Origin of the sequence: Acetobacter musti (assembly GCF_011516835.1) — a bacterium.
GTDB classification, from domain to species: domain Bacteria; phylum Pseudomonadota; class Alphaproteobacteria; order Acetobacterales; family Acetobacteraceae; genus Acetobacter; species Acetobacter musti.
The window spans coordinates 109,038-126,862 of sequence record NZ_WOTB01000009.1 but is presented as its reverse complement, the minus strand read 5'-3'; the positions used below and the strand labels follow the sequence as shown (position 1 = coordinate 126,862).

General features: G+C 62.5%; 15 protein-coding genes. 10 read left to right on the top strand and 5 right to left on the bottom strand.

The features are described from left to right. Nucleotides 1–33: 33 nt before the first annotated feature. From topA to GOB93_RS08790, 5 genes are all read left to right on the top strand, one after another. Nucleotides 34–2,727 (top strand): type I DNA topoisomerase, encoded by a 2,694-nt coding sequence (gene topA / locus GOB93_RS08810; RefSeq protein WP_173583126.1) that lies wholly within the window; start codon nucleotides 34–36, stop codon nucleotides 2,725–2,727. Nucleotides 2,728–2,777: 50 nt separating this feature from the next. Continuing rightward, the gene (locus GOB93_RS08805) at nucleotides 2,778–4,853 is read left to right on the top strand and encodes a ribonuclease R family protein (RefSeq protein ID WP_173583125.1); all 2,076 of its coding nucleotides are present in this window, start codon (nucleotides 2,778–2,780) and stop codon (nucleotides 4,851–4,853) included. Then, nucleotides 4,850–6,733, top strand: coding sequence for a S41 family peptidase (locus tag GOB93_RS08800; RefSeq protein WP_242010646.1), 1,884 nt, complete (start codon nucleotides 4,850–4,852; stop codon nucleotides 6,731–6,733). The genes GOB93_RS08805 and GOB93_RS08800 overlap by 4 nt, the downstream gene beginning before the upstream one ends. 3 nt (nucleotides 6,734–6,736) lie before the next feature. Continuing rightward, nucleotides 6,737–7,075, top strand: a complete 339-nt coding sequence (locus GOB93_RS08795; protein ID WP_173583124.1) for a DUF1491 family protein — start codon at nucleotides 6,737–6,739, stop codon at nucleotides 7,073–7,075. 328 nt (nucleotides 7,076–7,403) lie between these two features. Then, nucleotides 7,404–8,546, top strand: a complete 1,143-nt coding sequence (locus tag GOB93_RS08790) for an OmpA family protein (protein ID WP_173583123.1) — start codon at nucleotides 7,404–7,406, stop codon at nucleotides 8,544–8,546. Between the two features lie 179 nt (nucleotides 8,547–8,725). Here the strand turns inward: GOB93_RS08790 and cysK are convergent, their stop codons facing one another. After that, a complete protein-coding gene (gene cysK, locus GOB93_RS08785) occupies nucleotides 8,726–9,715 on the bottom strand; it encodes a cysteine synthase A (RefSeq protein ID WP_173583122.1) in 990 nt (329 codons plus the stop codon). A gap of 235 nt (nucleotides 9,716–9,950) precedes the next feature. Here cysK and GOB93_RS08780 point away from each other — a divergent pair, with 235 nt between their 5' ends. Then, a complete protein-coding gene (locus tag GOB93_RS08780) occupies nucleotides 9,951–10,400 on the top strand; it encodes an RrF2 family transcriptional regulator (protein ID WP_173583121.1) in 450 nt (149 codons plus the stop codon). A gap of 139 nt (nucleotides 10,401–10,539) precedes the next feature. On the opposite strand, the gene GOB93_RS08775 is transcribed toward GOB93_RS08780, so the two are convergent. Then, a complete protein-coding gene (locus GOB93_RS08775; RefSeq protein ID WP_173583120.1) occupies nucleotides 10,540–11,064 on the bottom strand; it encodes an Ig-like domain-containing protein in 525 nt (174 codons plus the stop codon). A gap of 349 nt (nucleotides 11,065–11,413) precedes the next feature. Between GOB93_RS08775 and GOB93_RS08770 the strand changes: the two genes are divergently transcribed. Beyond that, a complete protein-coding gene (locus tag GOB93_RS08770; protein ID WP_173583119.1) occupies nucleotides 11,414–11,935 on the top strand; it encodes a hypothetical protein in 522 nt (173 codons plus the stop codon). 78 nt (nucleotides 11,936–12,013) lie between these two features. Further along, entirely contained in the window at nucleotides 12,014–14,053 is a 2,040-nt protein-coding gene (parE, locus tag GOB93_RS08765; RefSeq protein WP_173583118.1) for a DNA topoisomerase IV subunit B, read from the top strand. On the opposite strand, the gene GOB93_RS08760 is transcribed toward parE, so the two are convergent. Continuing rightward, nucleotides 14,026–15,540, bottom strand: coding sequence for a tetratricopeptide repeat protein (locus tag GOB93_RS08760; RefSeq protein WP_173583117.1), 1,515 nt, complete (start codon nucleotides 15,538–15,540; stop codon nucleotides 14,026–14,028). The genes parE and GOB93_RS08760 overlap by 28 nt on opposite strands. Nucleotides 15,541–15,586: 46 nt before the next feature. Here GOB93_RS08760 and GOB93_RS08755 point away from each other — a divergent pair, with 46 nt between their 5' ends. Then, nucleotides 15,587–15,787, top strand: coding sequence for a hypothetical protein (locus tag GOB93_RS08755; protein WP_173583116.1), 201 nt, complete (start codon nucleotides 15,587–15,589; stop codon nucleotides 15,785–15,787). 87 nt (nucleotides 15,788–15,874) lie between these two features. Continuing rightward, complete coding sequence (locus tag GOB93_RS08750) at nucleotides 15,875–16,492, top strand: POTRA domain-containing protein (RefSeq protein ID WP_173583115.1); 618 nt, start codon at nucleotides 15,875–15,877, stop codon at nucleotides 16,490–16,492. A 155-nt stretch (nucleotides 16,493–16,647) separates the two neighbouring features. Here GOB93_RS08750 and folE read toward each other — a convergent pair whose 3' ends face one another. Continuing rightward, entirely contained in the window at nucleotides 16,648–17,280 is a 633-nt protein-coding gene (gene folE, locus GOB93_RS08745) for a GTP cyclohydrolase I FolE (RefSeq protein WP_173583114.1), read from the bottom strand. 78 nt (nucleotides 17,281–17,358) lie between these two features. Then, a complete protein-coding gene (gene apaG / locus GOB93_RS08740) occupies nucleotides 17,359–17,817 on the bottom strand; it encodes a Co2+/Mg2+ efflux protein ApaG (RefSeq protein ID WP_242010645.1) in 459 nt (152 codons plus the stop codon). Between the last annotated feature and the right edge of the window lie 8 nt (nucleotides 17,818–17,825).

Below are 17,825 nucleotides of genomic sequence, written 5' to 3'. Positions count from 1 at the left end.
AAGTCTGAGGTTTCAGACCGGCTCGGAGAGAGCATGACTGACGTCGTCGTTGTTGAATCGCCCGCCAAGGCGAAGACGATCAACAAATACCTCGGTGATGGTTACACCGTGCTGGCCTCTTTCGGGCATGTGCGTGACCTGCCGCCAAAAGACGGGTCCGTGCTGCCCGACGATGACTTCGCCATGCGGTGGCAGTCCGACGAGCGCGGCCAGAAGCAGGTCGCGGCCATCGCGAAGGCGCTCAAGGGAGCGCACACTCTCTACCTCGCCACTGACCCGGATCGTGAAGGCGAGGCGATCTCCTGGCATGTCCGCGCCATGCTTGAAGAAAAAAAGGCGCTGAAAGGCGTCGAGGTCCGGCGCGTCACCTTCAACGAGATCACCAAAAACGCCATCAGAACCGCGATGGCGCACCCGCGCGATCTCGACATGCCGCTGATCGAGGCCTACCTGGCCCGCCGCGCGCTCGATTATCTGGTCGGTTTCACGCTCTCCCCCGTTCTGTGGCGCAAACTGCCCGGCTCGAAAAGCGCCGGTCGCGTACAGTCCGTCGCGCTCCGTCTGATCTGCGAGCGCGAAGCCGAAATCGAGGTCTTCAAAAGCCGCGAATACTGGACCGTCGCCGCGACATTCATGACCCCAGCCGGCGCCCCGTTCACGGCAAAGCTGACCCATCTGGAAGGCAAAAAGCTCGACCAGTTCGATCTCGCCACGGAAGCGGACGCCGAAGCCGCGCGGAACGCCGTCCTCGGCGGCATATTCTCCGTCCGCACCGTCGAGCGGAAAAAGGTCCGCCGCAATCCGCCGCCGCCTTTCACGACCTCAACTCTGCAGCAGGAAGCCTCCCGTAAGCTCGGAATGGGCGCGCAGGTGACCATGCGCACCGCCCAGCAGCTTTATGAAGGGATCGATCTCGGCGGTGAGACGGTCGGTCTCATCACCTATATGCGAACCGACGGCGTCACGATGGCCGCAGAAGCCATCACCGATATCAGACGCCATATCGGCAAGGATTTCGGACCGGGCTACGTCCCGGCTCAGCCGCGCGTCTATACGACGAAGGCCAAAAACGCGCAGGAAGCCCATGAGGCTGTCCGTCCGACAGATGTCAGCCGCACACCGGCTTCCGTGAGCCGTCACCTCACAGACGAGCAGCGCAGACTTTACGAACTCGTCTGGAAACGCGCCGTCGCCAGCCAGATGCAGTCCGCCGAACTCGATCAGGTCGCTGTCGATGTCGCCGACGTGCCCGGCAAAACGGTTCTGCGCGCCACCGGCTCGATCATCGCTTTCGACGGCTTCCTGAAGCTGTACTCCGAAGGCAGAGACGAGGCGGACAAGGCGGCGGATGACGAAAGCCGCATGCTCCCGCCCATGAACGAGCGCGACCCGCTGAAACGCGGCGACGTGAAGGCCGAGCAGCATTTTACCCAGCCGCCGCCGCGCTATTCAGAGGCGTCCCTGGTCAAGAAAATGGAAGAGATCGGCATCGGCCGGCCGTCCACATACGCCTCCATCCTGACCGTGCTGCGGGACCGCAGCTATGTCCGTCTGGAAAACCGTCGCTTCATCCCGGAAGACCGTGGCCGTCTCGTCACGGCGTTCCTCGTGTCATTCTTCGAGCGCTATGTGGACACGCAGTTCACCGCCGGTCTCGAAGAGCAACTCGATGAAATCTCGGACGGCCGCGTCGACTGGCGCGCCGTGATGAGCGCGTTCTGGGATGCGTTCTCCGAGGCCGTCGCGCAGACCCGGGATCTGACGATCACAGAGGTCATTGACGCGCTGGACCGCGATCTCGGTCCGCATTTCTTCCCGCCCTCCGCCGACGGCACCGACCCTCGTCAGTGCACGGCCTGCGGCACCGGCCGGCTCGGCCTGAAACTCGGCCGTTACGGCGCCTTCATCGGCTGTTCGAATTATCCCGAGTGTCAGTACACCCGCCGCCTCGCAGTCGATGGCGGCGAAGGAGATGGCGGCGAAGGTCTGAAGGATGGAATGCGCGTCCTTGGCCAGCATCCGGAAACCGGCGAGGACATCACACTGCGCCGTGGTCCGTGGGGCCTCTATGTCCAGCAGGGCGAACCGAATCCGGAAGACAAAAAGGCAAAGCCGAAACGGGCTTCCCTGCCACGCGGCATGGACGGCGCCTCCATCACGCTCGATCAGGCCGTGGGCCTTCTCAGCCTGCCCCGTATTGTCGGCATCCATCCCGAATTCGGCGAACCGATCGAAGCCGGCCTCGGCCGCTTCGGGCCCTATGTGAAAATGGGGGCCATCTACGGCTCGCTGGACAAGGATGACGACGTTCTGACGGTCGGTCTCAATCGTGCTGTGGATGCGCTGGCCAAAAAAATGGCCTCCATCCGCACACTGGGAACACATCCGAAAGACGGCGAGCCCGTACTCGTCCGCAAGGGCCGCTTTGGTCCGTACGTTCAGCACGGTCAGGTCGTCGCCAATCTCCCGCGCGGCGAAAGCATGGATGACACCACGCTGGATGGTGCCCTGGCTCTTCTCGCCGAAAAGGGAAAACCGCTCAAAGCGAAGGGCGGCAAAACCGCCGCGAAACCAAAGGCAAAAGCCGCCACGGCAAAGAAAACAGCCGGAGCAACGGCAAAGGCTAAACCCGCAGCGAAGAAGACCACGGCAAAGGCAAAGGCCACGAAACCGAAAACGACGACGCGCAGCAGCGCGAAAAGCAGGACCACGGCGGACGCTGATTAAAAACTGAAGCTGGTCTGCCGGGGACGAAGTGGCAGGGGCGGGGTTGCATAATGAAAACGCGCCGGTCCGCGTCGATCGATCGCGCCGCGCTGATGCAGGCCCTGCGACAGGCCGGCCAGCCGCCTGATACAGGTGCGCTGCTTCATGCTCTCGGCCTCGGGCCGCAGTATAAAGCCGCCCTGCGCGATCTGCTTCACAGCATGGCGCTCGAAGGCGCGTTCACCGAACCCGGTCTCGCTGATAAGATTCGCGGCCTGCGTTATCTGCCGCTTGTCAGCGTCGTGGTGATCACCGGAACAGACCGCAACGGCGCTCCGGTCGCCCGTCCCGAGGCGGCCTCTCTTTCATCCGGGGAAGCAGGTCGTCTGCCGGTCGTGTTCATGGCCCGTGCGCTGCCCGGCCGGCCGCCGCTCAGCGCGGGAACCCGGGTCCTTGCACGCCTGAAACCGCTGGGGGCAGGGCGGTTCGAGGGACGCACCCTGCGCGTGCTCGATGATGCCGAAACCCCGCTCATCGGTCTGCTGCAGCCCGCACAGGCCGGTTATCGCATCGAACCGGTCAGTTCCCGCACACGAGGTTCCTGGCAGGTCGACTCCGCTGACACAGCCGGTTCCCAGGCCGGCGATTTTGTGGTCGCCACCCCGATATCGAACCGGCAGGCCCGCGTCGTCCGGACTCTCGGGCGCGGCGACGCTCCCGGCACGGCGAGCCTGATCAGCATCATCGGCTACAATCTGCCGGAAACCTTCCCGGACGATGTGCAGGCCGAAGCAGATGCCTGCGAGCCGGTCGATGTCGCGGCGGCCCTGAACAGCGGACGTTCCGACCTGCGTGACATCCCCTTCGTGACCGTGGACGGTCCCGACTCCCGCGATTTTGATGACGCGATATGGGCGGAAAGAGAGGGAGACGGCTTCCGGCTGCTGATCGCGATAGCGGACGTGGCGCATTACGTCCGGCCCGGATCAGCGCTGGACCGCGAAGCCCGCGACAGAGGGCAGTCCGTCTATTTTGCCGACCGCGTCATTCCAATGCTGCCCGCACATCTCTCCGACGATCTGTGTTCACTGCGCCCCGATGCCGACCGGCTCTGCGTCATCTTCGATATCCGGCTCGATGCAGACGGCCATCAGACGGCAGCGCAGATCCGGCGTGGCCTCATGCGAAGCCGGATGCGCCTTACATACGACCAGTTTCAGATGATATGCGACGGCGACGAAGCCGTGCCGGCATGTCTGTCCCGCGAACTGATCGAAACGCTCCGTGCCGCCCATGCGGTTCTGTCGCGACAGCGCGCGAACCGGGGCGCGCTCGTTATGGAACGCAGCGAGATGCGTGTGACGACCGGCGCGGAGATGAATACACTGACGCTCGAACAGGCATCCGCGCATGAAAGCCACCGCCTGATCGAGAATTTTATGTTACAGGCCAATTCCGCCGCTGCCCGTCTCATGAAGGACGGTCACCTGCCAGGTCTCTACCGCTGTCATCCCGCGCCGGCTGACCCGGAACGGGTCCGTAAGGAGCTTCTGGCCGGCACGGCAGGCCGGGATCGTCACTCTCTGCCCGCCGCATTTTACAGCAGCGACCCGTCTCCGCATTTCGCTCTCGCTCTCGATAGTTACGCGCATGTCACCAGCCCGATCAGGCGTTACGCGGATCTGGTCTGCCACCGCGCGCTGCTGGACGAACCGGAGCATGAAGCGGCTGCTCCGCGCACACCGTTTGGGGATCTGGTAGATCTGGCGCGGCATCTCAGCTTCATGGAAAACCGGACCGCATGCGCCACGCGCGACGCTCACGAAAAACTGCTCGCCCTGTATCTTTCGCGGCACACAAACCTGATTTTCACAGGCCATGTAACAGGCGAGACCCCGTTCGGCGCCCTGGTCACATTGACTGAACCGGAGCTTACCGGTCTGTTGGCAGTCAGTCCGGCAGTCAGCGAAACGATGGCATCAGATTTAAACAGGGTGAGCAGAAAATATCCTGATCGCGGGACGTTTCCGTACCCGTCATCCGGTTTGCTGTGCCCGAAAAAGGGAACGGCGGTCCGGGTAAGGCCCGCCGGACTGAGGCAGGCCACATTCCAGTGCATCTTTCTGTTCGTGGATACACAGTCATGATCCGGGTTGCGCTGCCTGCTGTTACAGAACGCGCCACCGCCTCTTTCCGGATGCGGACCCGTCCCCCGACGAGCCGCCCGCTTCATCTCGCCGCACCCGCATTCATACCGGCATTCATTCTGATCCTCTGGCTGGCGGGAACCGCCTGCGCTCAGGGCGTTCACAGCCCGCATGACGATGACGGAACCGGAAATGAACGCAGCGCGGGCCATCCTCCGGCTCCCGCCGTCACGCAGCCGGCCAGCCAGTCCGTCAGCTCGCCAGCCAGTCAGCCATCCGGCCAGCCCCTCAGTCAGTCACAGCCCGCCGCTCCGGAAGTCGCCACCCCGGCATCCGGTTCCGCCGACCCGGCGCAGGCTCATCCGCAGATGGATGCGGCTCTTCTCCACTCCGTGATCACAACGGCCATGGAATTCCTCTCGCCCCGGACGCTGCAGCCCTATACGATCCGGCAGTTCAGCCTGTGGGGTCTGGGTGGAATCAGCTCTCTCGACCCGTCCTTCCGTGTCGTGGAGGGAGCATCCGGACTCCAGCTGCTTCTCGGCCAGACGGTTCTGCTGACACGGGCGACTCCTCCCGCCGACGATCTGCGCGGATGGACGGATGTCGATACGGCCTTTCTCGGTGCGGCATGGGACCATTCGGACACCATCCGCGCAGCCGGCCTGGACGGAATCGCCCAGAGCTTTTTCGACGAACTTTTCAATCACCTCGATCCGTATTCACGCTACGTCGCCCCGTCGCCGGCCGATAACGATCGTGAAGCGAGAAATGGCGGAGACGGGGCCGTCGGGCTGTCCTTCGGAGATCAGGTCCGCACGACGACAACAGGTTCCAGACGCGGGCGCGGCCGGGAACAGCGCGTGATCGTGATCACCGCGGTCAATACAAACGGTCCCGCTTGGCCGGCCGGCATCGATGTCGGCGAGGAAGTCGTCGCGGTCAACGGCCACAGCACAGCCGGTCGCACGGCGGCCGAAGTCGACGCAATGGTCAGAGGAAATCCGGGAACAACAGTCACCCTGAAGCTGGTGCCCGCAGCCGGCGGCCGCGCCAGAACGGTGTCGCTGCAACGGGCGCAGGTGCCGCCGGAGACTGTCTTCGCATTCACAAGCGGGCCGCTCGTGATTCTCCGCGTCACGTCCTTCTCCACCGAAACCGCCGAAGAGATGAGCCAGTATCTTGATCAGGCGTCGCAGGATCACCGTCTGCGCGGCCTCATCCTCGATCTCCGCGGCAACAGGGGAGGCGTGCTCCAGCAGGCGGTCACAGCGGCAGCCCTCCTTCTGGACCGGGGCGTCGCCGTGGTGACAAGCGGGCGGGACCCACAGGCCAACCATGTCTGGGCCGTTCAGGGCGGCGACATGACCAGCGGGCTACCCGTCGCCATCCTGGTCGATGGCAGAACGGCGAGCGCCGCTGAAATCCTCGCGGCCGCTCTCGCGGACCACCGGCGCGCGGTCGTCATCGGCAGCGCGACCCTGGGAAAGGGCCTCGTGCAGACAGTGGCGCAGCTTCCGGACCGGGGTGAACTCTTCGTGACATGGAGCCGGGTGATCGCCCCTAAGGGATGGCCGCTTCAGGGCCTGGGCGTCATACCGCAGCTCTGCACAAGCCGGGGCGCCGCCGATGCACAGCGGCAGCTTGAGGCCCTCGAAGCAGGACACGCGGCTGATCCGGGTCCTGTCCTCCAGTCCCGTCAGGCAAGATATCCCATACCCGTTTCGCGCATCCTGGAAATCCGCAAAGCCTGTCCGGCCGCCCTCGGAGGCGATATGGATCTCGAACTTGCCCGAAGCGTGCTGGAAAATTCAGCCGCCTATCGCGCAGCCCTCGCCATGGTGCCGGAGGAAGGCAGCGCGACCCTTGGAGCCGAATGACCTGTGAGTGAACCCCGCCTCAAAACAGCCCTCTGGGTCAGCGCCGTCCTGCGTCAGTCCAATCAGAGCGGATGTCCGGCCATGCGGCTCCGGCGCGGTGACGAGGATGCCGGCGGCGTTCTCGCCATTCTGGTGGACCCGTCGGAAAAAGCGGTCGTCCTGGCGCAGACCCGCGCACCGGACGGCTCTCCCGCATGGATGCGTGGCAGCGGCGCCGAACCCGTCAGCGAGGAGGATGCCGACGCCTATGTCGCGCGGCAGGTCGGACGCGATCCCGATCTCTGGGTGCTCGAATTCCGAGTGAACAGCTTCATTCCGCCCTTCGAGGCGAAGTTGCTGTGACGTCCTTTCACGGCGCGTCAAAAAAATCGCAGACCGTTGTAAACGGGCCACAGTTGCTCCCGGACGATCGCACTGAAGGAACTCCGGATGCCCCGGACGCGTCTGACAGACAGCACCCGCCGGTCATGTCCTCCTTCCCGTTATATGCGGGACAGGTGAAGATGACGTGACCTGGCAGGATAAAGCAGACGCTGAGCGTCAGGTGATCTGTTCCGAGTTGCGCGAAATCCCGCTTTCGGCAAAACAGTGCCTGATGGTATGGCGTCAGATCGCATTGCCGGGTAGTCGGCGCAGAGGCGGACGGCGATCCGGGCATGAGGAGAACATAATGAAGCTGCGTTACAGGTTTCTCGCAGGCTCTGTCCTGTCAGCGCCGCTTGTCGCATGTGTTCTGTCCAGCCCGGTTCTCGCCCAGCCCGTTCAGGGCATCTATGTCGCCGGCGAAGGCGGCGCCACATTCAACCAGGATCAGCGTGTCCGCTCCAGCGCCATGTTCCCGGACGGCCGCGATCGCTGGCGCACCGGCGCCGTCGGGATCGGCTCGGTCGGTTATGGCCTCGGAAACGGATTCCGTGTGGAAGTCGAGGGCGATTACCGCAATATGGATTACGAGCGGTTCGTGACGAACTCCGTGCAGTCACGCGCCGATGGCCGGCGTCAGACCTACGGCGTCATGGCGAACGCGCTCTTCGACCTCGATATCGGTAAAAGCTGGCTCTTTCCCTATTTCGGCGCAGGCGTCGGTTATGGCTGGACCGCCATGAACACAACCGTCACCGCGGCCGGCAATACATTGTCCCAGCATGTCGGCGGCACATTCGGCAATTTCGCCTATCAGGGCATTTTCGGTCTTTCTTTCCCCGTCCCCTGGGTGGTCGGCCTGTCCGCCACAGCGGAATACCGCTTCTGGACGATGCTCGGCCCGCAGTCGCACGGATCGACAGCCTGGGGCACGATTGGCGGCCGGGATACCGCAAAGCAGTACAGTTTCGCTTCGGGAAACCGGGACACCATTACCGATTTCAATCATTCCCTGATGCTCGGCCTGCGATACGAATTTAATCCGGCACCGCCTCCGCCGCCGCCCGCTCCGGCCGAAGTCGCGGCGCCCGCTCCGGCAGCGGCCCGGACCTATCTCGTGTTTTTTGACTGGGACAAGGCTGGCCTCAGCGATCGTGCCCGTTCAATCGTTGCGGTCGCCGCGCAGGCCTCCGCCCACACGGCTGTGACGCGGATAGAGGTCTCGGGCTACACGGACAATTCGGCCGCGCATCCGGGACCACGTGGTGAACGCTATAACATGGCGCTGTCGATGCGGCGCGCCGACGCCGTGAAAGCAGAACTGGTCCGCGACGGCGTGGCCGGCACGATTATCGACGTAAACGGCTTTGGCCAGACACACCCGCTTGTCGCAACGGGACCGGATACGCGCGAGCCACAGAACCGGCGCGTGGAAATCATTCTCCGGTAATCAGTCTGGCGACACATGGCGAATTATTCGCATCCGCCTTAACGCCACACAAAGATACTGAATAACAGTGTAATGAAAGGCCCATATGGGCCTTTCATTACCCGACGCTGTTCGCAACAGAACAGGGAAGCTGCCTGGGCCGCGTAATCCGTCCGGCCCAGTCTGCCAGAGCCCGTCCGTCAGAGCCCGTTGAAAAGTGATGTGGAGAGATAACGCTCGGCAAAAGATGGCGCGATGGCAACAATCGTTGTGTCCTTATTCTCCGGTCGCCGCGCGAGCGTGATCGCCGCATGCAGCGCGGCGCCCGACGAAATACCGATCGGAATGCCGTCAATACGCGCACAGCGTCGCGCAGCCGCCAGCGCCTCCCTCTCGGAGACTGTCAGAACACCGTCCAGAGCCGAAACATCGAGCGTCTGAGGACAGAATCCAGGGCCAATGCCCTGGATGCCATGCGGCCCCGGCTCGTCACCGTTCAGAATCGCGCTTTCCACAGGTTCCACCCCCCACACCTGCAGCCCCTTTTTACGGGGCTTCAGCGCATGCGCGATCCCCGACGCGGTGCCCCCGGTGCCGACGCCGGCGACGACGATATCAACCGCGCCATCCGTGTCCCGCCAGATCTCTTCAGCCGTCGTCTTTTCATGCACAAGCGGGTTGGCGGGATTGTCGAACTGTCCCGGCATCCAGGCATCCGGTGTGGTTTTGAGAATCTCTCTGGCGCGGGCAATGGCGCCAGCCATGCCGAGCCGCGACGGCGTGAGCTCGACCTGCGCATCCATGAGCCGCAGCATCTTCCTGCGCTCGATCGAAGCCCCTTCCGGCATCGTGACGATCAGGCGATAGCCCCGCGACGCGGCAACGAAGGCAAGAGAGATGCCTGTATTGCCCGATGTCGGCTCGACAAGCACGCTTCGCCCCGGTGTGATCAGCCCCTCCTGTTCGGCAGCGATCACCATCGCCGCGCCAATCCGGTCCTTGACCGAACCAAGCGGATTGAAAAATTCCAGTTTGAGAAGAATGTTCGCCGGCAGACGATCTTCCATCGTGAGACGTGGCAACGCGACGAGCGGCGTTCCGCCGACAGCATCGACAATAGAGCTGAAAACCCGTCCGCGTGGCGGAGCAAACCCGAAATGGCCGTGCTGAGCGTCTGTTTCTGGTGCCACCTGTCCTGCTCCCGCCTGATCGGTTCCTGTCGTACAGCCCCTTAACGGGGTAAGTCATGACATCGTACAATGCCCGACAGAGAACGCCGGATAAATCTTCCTGCCCTCATAGCACGTGATCCGGCCGTGGATAATCCGCTCTCCGGCGTTATTTACATCGGTTCAAAAGCATATGTGACGAGTCCTCATCTCTGAGGTATAGGAAGGAGAACCAACGCGCATCTGGGGAACGATTATGCTGCTGCGCAGAGACCGCGCACTTGTCGCCGTGCTTATCATGCTGGATGTCGCGTTTCACGCCGGACGGACCGGCACAGTCAGCGCGGCCGATATCGCCGAACGCGCCGGCCTGGCCCGGCGGGGCATCGAGCCGCTGCTGCAGGCTCTGTCCCGCTCATCTCTTCTTGAAAGCGTCCGTGGTCCGCGCGGCGGTTACCATCTAGGACGCCCGCGCCGCGATATCAGCGTCGCCGAAATCGTCGCAACAGTCGTAAACACCGACTCTGACAGCGATGATGGCCCTTCGGGTGATCTGTTTGGAAAGGTTATCGACCCGTTCTGGTCTGAACAGGAAACGGAACTGGTCTCGAAGCTGCGGGATCTGACACTCGATGATCTCATCCGGCGGGCCGAAGCGGCAGGTTTGCGTAAACCTCTTACCGAACCGATCTCGTTCTCCATCTGAACCCGGCTTTGCCCCCGCACTGAGTGTGCTGTCGCCGGACACGCTGCTCAGACCCGGCGGCCACAAAACCGGTGCACCACAAACCCGGACTGTCAGTCGTACCGGGCGCGAAAGAACCGCCCGGCACCATATTCCGGTATTACTTGCGCCGGCGGCGCACCGGAGCCTTCTTCGTGGTTTTTTCAGCCTTGGGCGGCTCGGAAACGGCTGGCTTCGGCAGAACGACACCCGTCGCGTCCACCGTCGCGGTCACCGTCACCCGGTCACGCTTCTGCCCCGGTCCGCGAATCAGAATTGCCGTGAACGTGTCCGTACCGGCGTATCCCAGGGACGGGGTGTAAGAAATCTGGACCCTGCCATCCAGAGTATAGAGGAAGGCTTTCCCGTGTTCCGGCGCCGGAGAGACACCAAACGAAGCGTAATGCCCGCCATCAGGTGCCGCAACGCTGAGGAGGCAGCGGCCATCGTCGCTGCGGACGGTCATCGAACTCACCAGATCACCGGTCGGCCCCGCTTTCGGCGGTGAAACCTGACAGACGGCAGATGTTCTGACGCTGCCGAAAGGATCCGGGGTTCCGGTAATTCCGGTCTGCAACGCGCCGTGATTACATCCCGTCAGAAGACCGGCGGTAAGAACCGGCATGACTAAAACTCGCAGTCGCACGCAAAGGCTCCGCAATTCTGGTGAGTGAAAGACTTTTCGATCTGATGGCGAGTCGCCACAGATCCAGGCTGCCACAGGCTCTAGAGCAACGCGGCCATTGTTGAAAGGTCACGGGCCGGCATGGATGACACGCGGTCAGCCTCGATTCGGCGCAAAAGGCGCCGGACCGACCCGTACAGGGTCGCACGACAGCCGGATGGCAGACATGCAACCTGCCAGAAAATAATAATTTATCTTTGATATCGGCGTTATAGCGAGCCTGGTTAACAAACAGGTTTCAAAAAATTCTCGCCTCCGGTCAGATGCGCAGGCATACAACCTGCGCGAATCCTTTTTGGAGAGACTCTGTATGTCTTCGGCTTTCTCCCGTCTTGCCGCTGCCGGCCTCCTGCTGGCCGGTCTGTCCTGCAGCACGCTGGCCTCCGCGGCAAGTTGCGGAAGTTCCCCGGCCCGTGAAGCTTTTGATATTCAGGGCCTGAAAAGCGAACTCATGGTGACGGCCCTGTCATGCAAGGCCCAGGACCGTTACAATGAATTTGTCGCGAAGTTCCGCAGCAGTCTTCTTGCCGGCGAACAGCGCCTCAACACCTATTTCAAGACCACGTACGGCAGCAGCGCGCAGCGTGAGCATGATGACTACATCACGCAGCTCGCGAACATCCAGTCTGAGCACGGCGTGCAGTCCGGCACGATCTTCTGCCTGCAGCGCATGGCGATGTTCGATGAAGTCGCCGCGCTGGATAACGAGCACGATCTGTCAAACTACGCTCAGGCCCGGGACGTCATGCAGCCCGCGGTCTTCGAGACCTGTGAGGCGCCCGCCGCCGCGAAAAGCTCAGCCCGCCGCCGGAGTCGCACGAAGCGCGCGTAACGTGAAGCCGACCGTCTGAAGTCCCGGCGGAGCAACAGACTTCTTGACGAATCCCGGCCGCCGGGGGACAGACCCCTCATGAGTGATCTCTTCCCGACAGACGGGGCCTCCCCGAAACAGCCGGCCCCGAAAGAAACGTCTGAAGTCCCGGCGGCAGCCGGGGAGGGCGGCAACGCCTACGACGCCAGCGCGATCGAGGTTCTGGAAGGGCTGGAGCCTGTCAGACGCCGCCCCGGCATGTATATCGGCGGCACCGACGAGGCCGCTCTGCATCATCTCGCCGCCGAGATTCTCGACAACTCGATGGACGAGGCCGTAGCCGGCCACGCATCGACAATCGACGTCACACTCGATCGCGATAACTGGCTGACGATCCGCGATAACGGTCGCGGCATCCCCGTCGATCCGCATCCCCGTTTCCCCGATCGCTCCGCCCTGGAGGTCATCCTCACGACACTGCACGCGGGCGGAAAATTTTCGGACAAATCCTACGCGACCTCCGGCGGCCTGCACGGCGTCGGCTCGTCGGTCGTAAACGCGCTGACCTCCTCGTTCGAAGTCGAGGTCGCCCGCGAGCGCACTTTGTGGCGGCAGGTGTACGCGCGGGGAATTCCGCTTGGCCCGGTCGAAAAAGTCGGAGCGGCGCCAAACCGGCGCGGCACGCAGATCCGCTTCCGGCCCGATCCCGAGATATTCGGCACACACGCCTTCCAGCCGGCCCGCCTGTATCGTCTCTGCCGCTCGAAAGCCTTTCTTTTCCGTGGCGTGACCATCAGATGGATCTGCGATCCATCCCTGATCCGCTCCGGAGATCAGACGCCGGCCGAAGCCATCCTGCATTTCCCGGGCGGCCTTGCGGACAGCCTCTCCGATGAACTTGGCGCACACGCCCCGCTCCTCGCGCCGATCTGGGCCGGTGACGCCGATCTGCCGGAAGTGAACGGAAAGCCGACAGGCCGGGTCGAATGGGCCATCGCATTTCTCGAATCCGGAAATTCCGGCTTCGTTTCTTTCTGCAATACGATCCCGACACCTCAGGGCGGAACGCATGAAGCCGGGTGCCGCGCGGCGCTCCTGAAAGGCATGCGCGCCTGGGGCGAACAGCGGTCGAACAAACGTGCCAGCATCATCACGGCGGAGGATATCCTCGGCGCTGTCGTGGCGCAGCTGTCGCTGTTCATCCGGGACCCCCAGTTTCAGGGCCAGACAAAAGAAAAGCTCACCAGTTCAGAGGCGGCGAAGCTTGTCGAGACCGCCCTGCGTGACCGCTTCGATCACTGGCTTTCCGCCAACCCGGCCCAGGCCGATTCGCTTCTCGCCTTCGTGGTGGAGCGCGCCGAAGATCGTGTGCGGCGCCGCGAGCAGAAGGATACTCCGCGTAAAAGCGCCACGCGCAGGCTCCGTCTTCCCGGGAAACTGACGGACTGCACGCGCGAAAAAGCCGAAGAGACAGAGATTTTCCTGGTCGAAGGCGATTCGGCCGGCGGCTCGGCGAAACAGGCGCGCAACCGGGAAACACAGGCCGTTCTGCCGCTGAGGGGCAAGATCCTCAACGTCGCCAGCGCTTCAGCCGAAAAACTGAGAGCGAATCAGGAGCTGCGCGATCTGGTGGAAGCTCTGGGCTGCGGCATCGGAGACCGCTTCGACCACAGCAAACTCCGCTACGGTCGCGTCATCATCATGACCGACGCCGACGTGGACGGCGCGCATATCGCCTCCCTGCTGATGACGTTCTTCTTCCGCGAACTGCCGGAACTGATCCGGGGCGGAAATCTCTATCTCGCCCAGCCGCCGCTCTATCGCCTGACACAGGGCGCCAGAACCATCTACGCGATGGACGATGCCGATCGCGAGCGAAAGATCCGGACGCAGTTCAAAGCAAACGCGAAAGTAGAAGTTTCCCGCTTTAAAGGTCTCGGAGAAATGCCGCCGAAAGACCTAAAGGAAACAACAATGGATCCGTCCCGGCGCACTCTGCTCCGCGTCATCGCCCGACCGGAAGACAGAATGGAAACACGGGAGCGGGTCGAAAGCCTGATGGGCCGGAAGCCGGAACTGCGCTACGCCTTCATTCAGGAGCACGCACAGTCTCAGTCCGTTGAACTGCTCGACATCTGAACCACAGCACCGGTTGCTTCCAGGGCAAGTGTGTCGTGGCGCTTAGCGGAAAGCGCCTTCAGATTCTGGCTCATCCGGCGAACCGGGCCCGACCAGTCCAGCGGTTTGTCCTGCTGGTAAATCGTGACCGAATCATACCAGGGAGAGTCGGTCCTCTTCGCCAGCCATCGCCAGCACTGATCGTAGCGCGACATCAGCCAGACAGGTTTGCCAAGGCCGGCCGCGACATGCGCCGTTGAGGTGTCGACAGCGATAACAAGGTCCAGATTGCTGATCAGAGCAGCCGTATCGCTGAAGTCACGCAGTTCCGCCGTATGGTCGATAAGCTGAACTCCTTCAGGCGGGTGCCTGGCCTGTTCCGCCTTCGCCCCCACCTGCAAAGAGTAAAACTGAACACCGGGCGCCGAGGTCAGCAGAGGCGCCAGAGTGGCCAGATCCGTCGAGCGCCGCTTATCGGCAATTTCAGCTTCCCGGATTTCCGAATGCGGCGCCCCGGCCCAGACGAGACCGACACGAAACGCCCGGGGCGACGCACCCCGGGCCACAGCATCTTCGGCAAGCTGGCCCCGCCACCGTGCGACCTTTCCCGGATCTGCCGTGAGAAAGCCGCCGGACGCCGGGATCGTATCCAGTGTGATACCAAGCGCCGGCGGCAGGCTCAGCACCGGGCACTGAATGTCATGTGCCGGCGGCGGCGTATCCTCCGTGACGAATTCCTGGCCAGGGAAAGAGTCCTCAAGCAGGCTCAGAAGCTCCCGCCGCACCCTGACGATAACACGTCCGCCACGCCGGACGGCCAGCGGAATGAATCGTGCGAACTGCACCATATCGCCGAAGCCACCCTCGGTATGGATCAGAAGAGTCTGTCCGACGAAAGACTCTCCCTTCCACAACGGCGCAGTCATCCCGTGCGGGCGCGTTGTCCGCGTTTTCCAGCGCCACTCATACTCGCGAAAGCCATTCTGATAATCGCCGGCAGACAGAAGCGAGATGGCAAAATTTGTATGATTTTCGGCATTCTCCGGCGCCAGCCTGACCGCGACACGGTGAAAGTTCTGCGCCATCGCATGTTCGCCGCGGCAGTCCAGCGCGACCCCGAGATTGCTCAGAGCAAGCGGATGCGCCTGGCTGAGCCGCAGGCAGTTCGAATACGCCGCAATCGCTTCGTCGAAATGCTGCATCTGCTGCAGCACGTTTCCAAGATTGCTCCATGCATCGGCCAGATCCGGCGCAAGCGTCACGGCACGCATAAGCAGACTGTGCGCGGGCCGGAACGCTCCGAAAGAGCAAAGCAGACCTCCATAATTGCTCAGTGTGCGGGCGTCGTCAGGGTTCTGCGCAAGAGCCTCGCGATAGGCGACCGCCGCTTCTTCCAGCCGGCCGGCCAGCTGCAGGGACGCGCCGTATTCCGCCGGAGAGTCCGCCGGAGGCGCTGACCGGGATTCCGATGGGGCAGGGGAGGGAGAACAGGGAGCGGTCTTCGTCATGGACGAAGCGTCGCAGAGCTCTTTTAAGAAACAGTGAGCAGAAACTGTGCCGCTCCGGCGTATTCACATCGCGCCAGACCTGCTCGCGCGCATTCTCCTCTCCTCGCAGGAAGAGCGCGTCACGGCAGGCAAGCGGAGGCCCGGTTCCAGCCGCCTCCAATCCGGATCACATCGCCTGACGGAGATCGCCGCCTATGTCGCGCTGACCGGCAGCCCGCGTAATTTCACCAGGCAGCCGTCACCATAATGAGCGCGAAACAGCCTGTACGGCCTTGGCAGCATCCGGCGCGTGTGCATCATTACACCAGAAAAATCAGTCCGGAGAGCATAACCTATGACCGAAACCTCACCGCGTTCCCGTCGCCTCAGGGTGCGATACCTGACCGCAGGACTCGGTCTCATGCTCTCCGGTGCCGCCGTTCTCAGCATCGCGCCAACGGATGCTCTCGCCGCCTCAGCGCCCGGCCCGAACGAGCCGCTCAAACTCAAAGCCCTTAATATTTCCGGAAATAAGCAGGTTTCGACCGCCGAAATCATGGGGGTCGTGCCATTTCATGTCGGAGACATGGTGACGCAGACCCAGATCGACCAAGGGCTGGGCGCCGTTGAGGATCTGTACAAGTCGAAGAATATCGGCAGCTCGTTTGGCGGCGGCCTGAAATTCATCGGAAAGAACGTGGAGGTTAACTGGGTCATCAGTGAACAGGCCAGCGTCGCACCGGTCGTGGATGGTGTGGTCTTCTCAGGGAATTCCAAAATATCGACAGACGCCCTGACCGCGGTGACAAAACTGCGTCCCGGCTCCCCCGTCAGCAACGAGGCTGTCCAGGCAGATCAGAAAGCGATCAGCGATCTCTATAAAAGCAAACAGATCAGCGCGTCGGTCGGTATGACGCCGAGTTCACCGGTCCCGAATCATTTCGTGGTCACATGGAATATCGTGGAAAAATAAGCACGCAGTCCCCTGATTCCTGAACGGGATGAGGGGACCGACGTCCTTTCCGGACCAGGCCAGAGCCCGGCCTGCTGTCCATAAAATCCGGAATCAGATCCGGCTGAAAAGTCTTCCGGGTTAAAGCCTCAAATCCGGAAGACTTTCCCTTGCACTCAGGCGGAAAGTTCGCCAATCGTCGGGCGGTTAAGCATCGCCATCAGCTCCCGCCGGGTATCCGAATTTTCCCGAAACACCCCGAGCATACGGCTCGTCACCATCGACACCCCCGGACGATGGACCCCCCGCGTCGTCATGCACTGATGACCCGCCTCCAGAATCACCGCTGTTCCATGCGGCTCCAGAACCGCATCGATCGTGTTGGCAATCTGCGCGGTCAGACGCTCCTGAATCTGAAACCGCCGCGCATAGGCCTCAACCACCCGCGCCAGTTTTGAAATCCCCACCACCCGCCGGCGCGGAAGATAAGCCACATGCGCACGACCGATGATCGGCGCCATATGATGCTCGCAGTGGCTCTCGAACCGGATATCGCGAAGCAGGACAATCTCGTCATAATCCTCAACTTCCGCGAATGTCCGCGCAAGCAGCTCTTCAGGACTGATGTGATAGCCCTCAAAAAATTCCTCGTAGGCCCGCGCGACGCGGGACGGCGTGTCCAGCAGACCCTCCCGTCCGGGATCTTCCCCCGCCCAGCGCAGAAGAACGCGGACAGCCTCCTCGGCTTCCTGCCGGGACGGACGTGATACCGGGGACCGCAGATCCTTCGGAGAGGACGAATTGCTCATCACGGGAGTCTCTTTTTCAAACAGTTATGTGGATACACCGCGCCACGGCTGGCCCGGAAGCAGCGAAAACCGGAAAACTCAGTGCACCAGACCGGAATGGTAAGGGCTGTCCAGGCTGAACGGCGGAATGCGGACATCGAAGAGACGCCCGGTCGGTTCCTCGATCATCCGGTAAAGCCCGCGCATGATGCCGCTCGGCGTGTCGAGTGACGCACCGGACGTGTATTCAAAGCCGGACCCTGCCTCGATCACCGGCTGCTCGCCGATCACGCCGTCCCCCCGGACCCGCTCGACCTGCCCCTGCGCGTCAATAATTTCCCACGAGCGCTCAAGCAGCTGCACCGTTCTGTCGCTGTGGTTCTCAATGCGGATTCTGTAGCCCCAGCAGTAATTATGCTCCTCCGGCTGCGACTGGTCGTCGAGCCAGAACGCACGCACAATGACCCGCACGCCCTCCGTCGTGTCCTCATACGCCGGAAGCGCCGCGATCGCCTCGCTCAGCGCGGCTTCCGGGTCCATGAAAAGTTTCGGCGGCATTGGCGGCC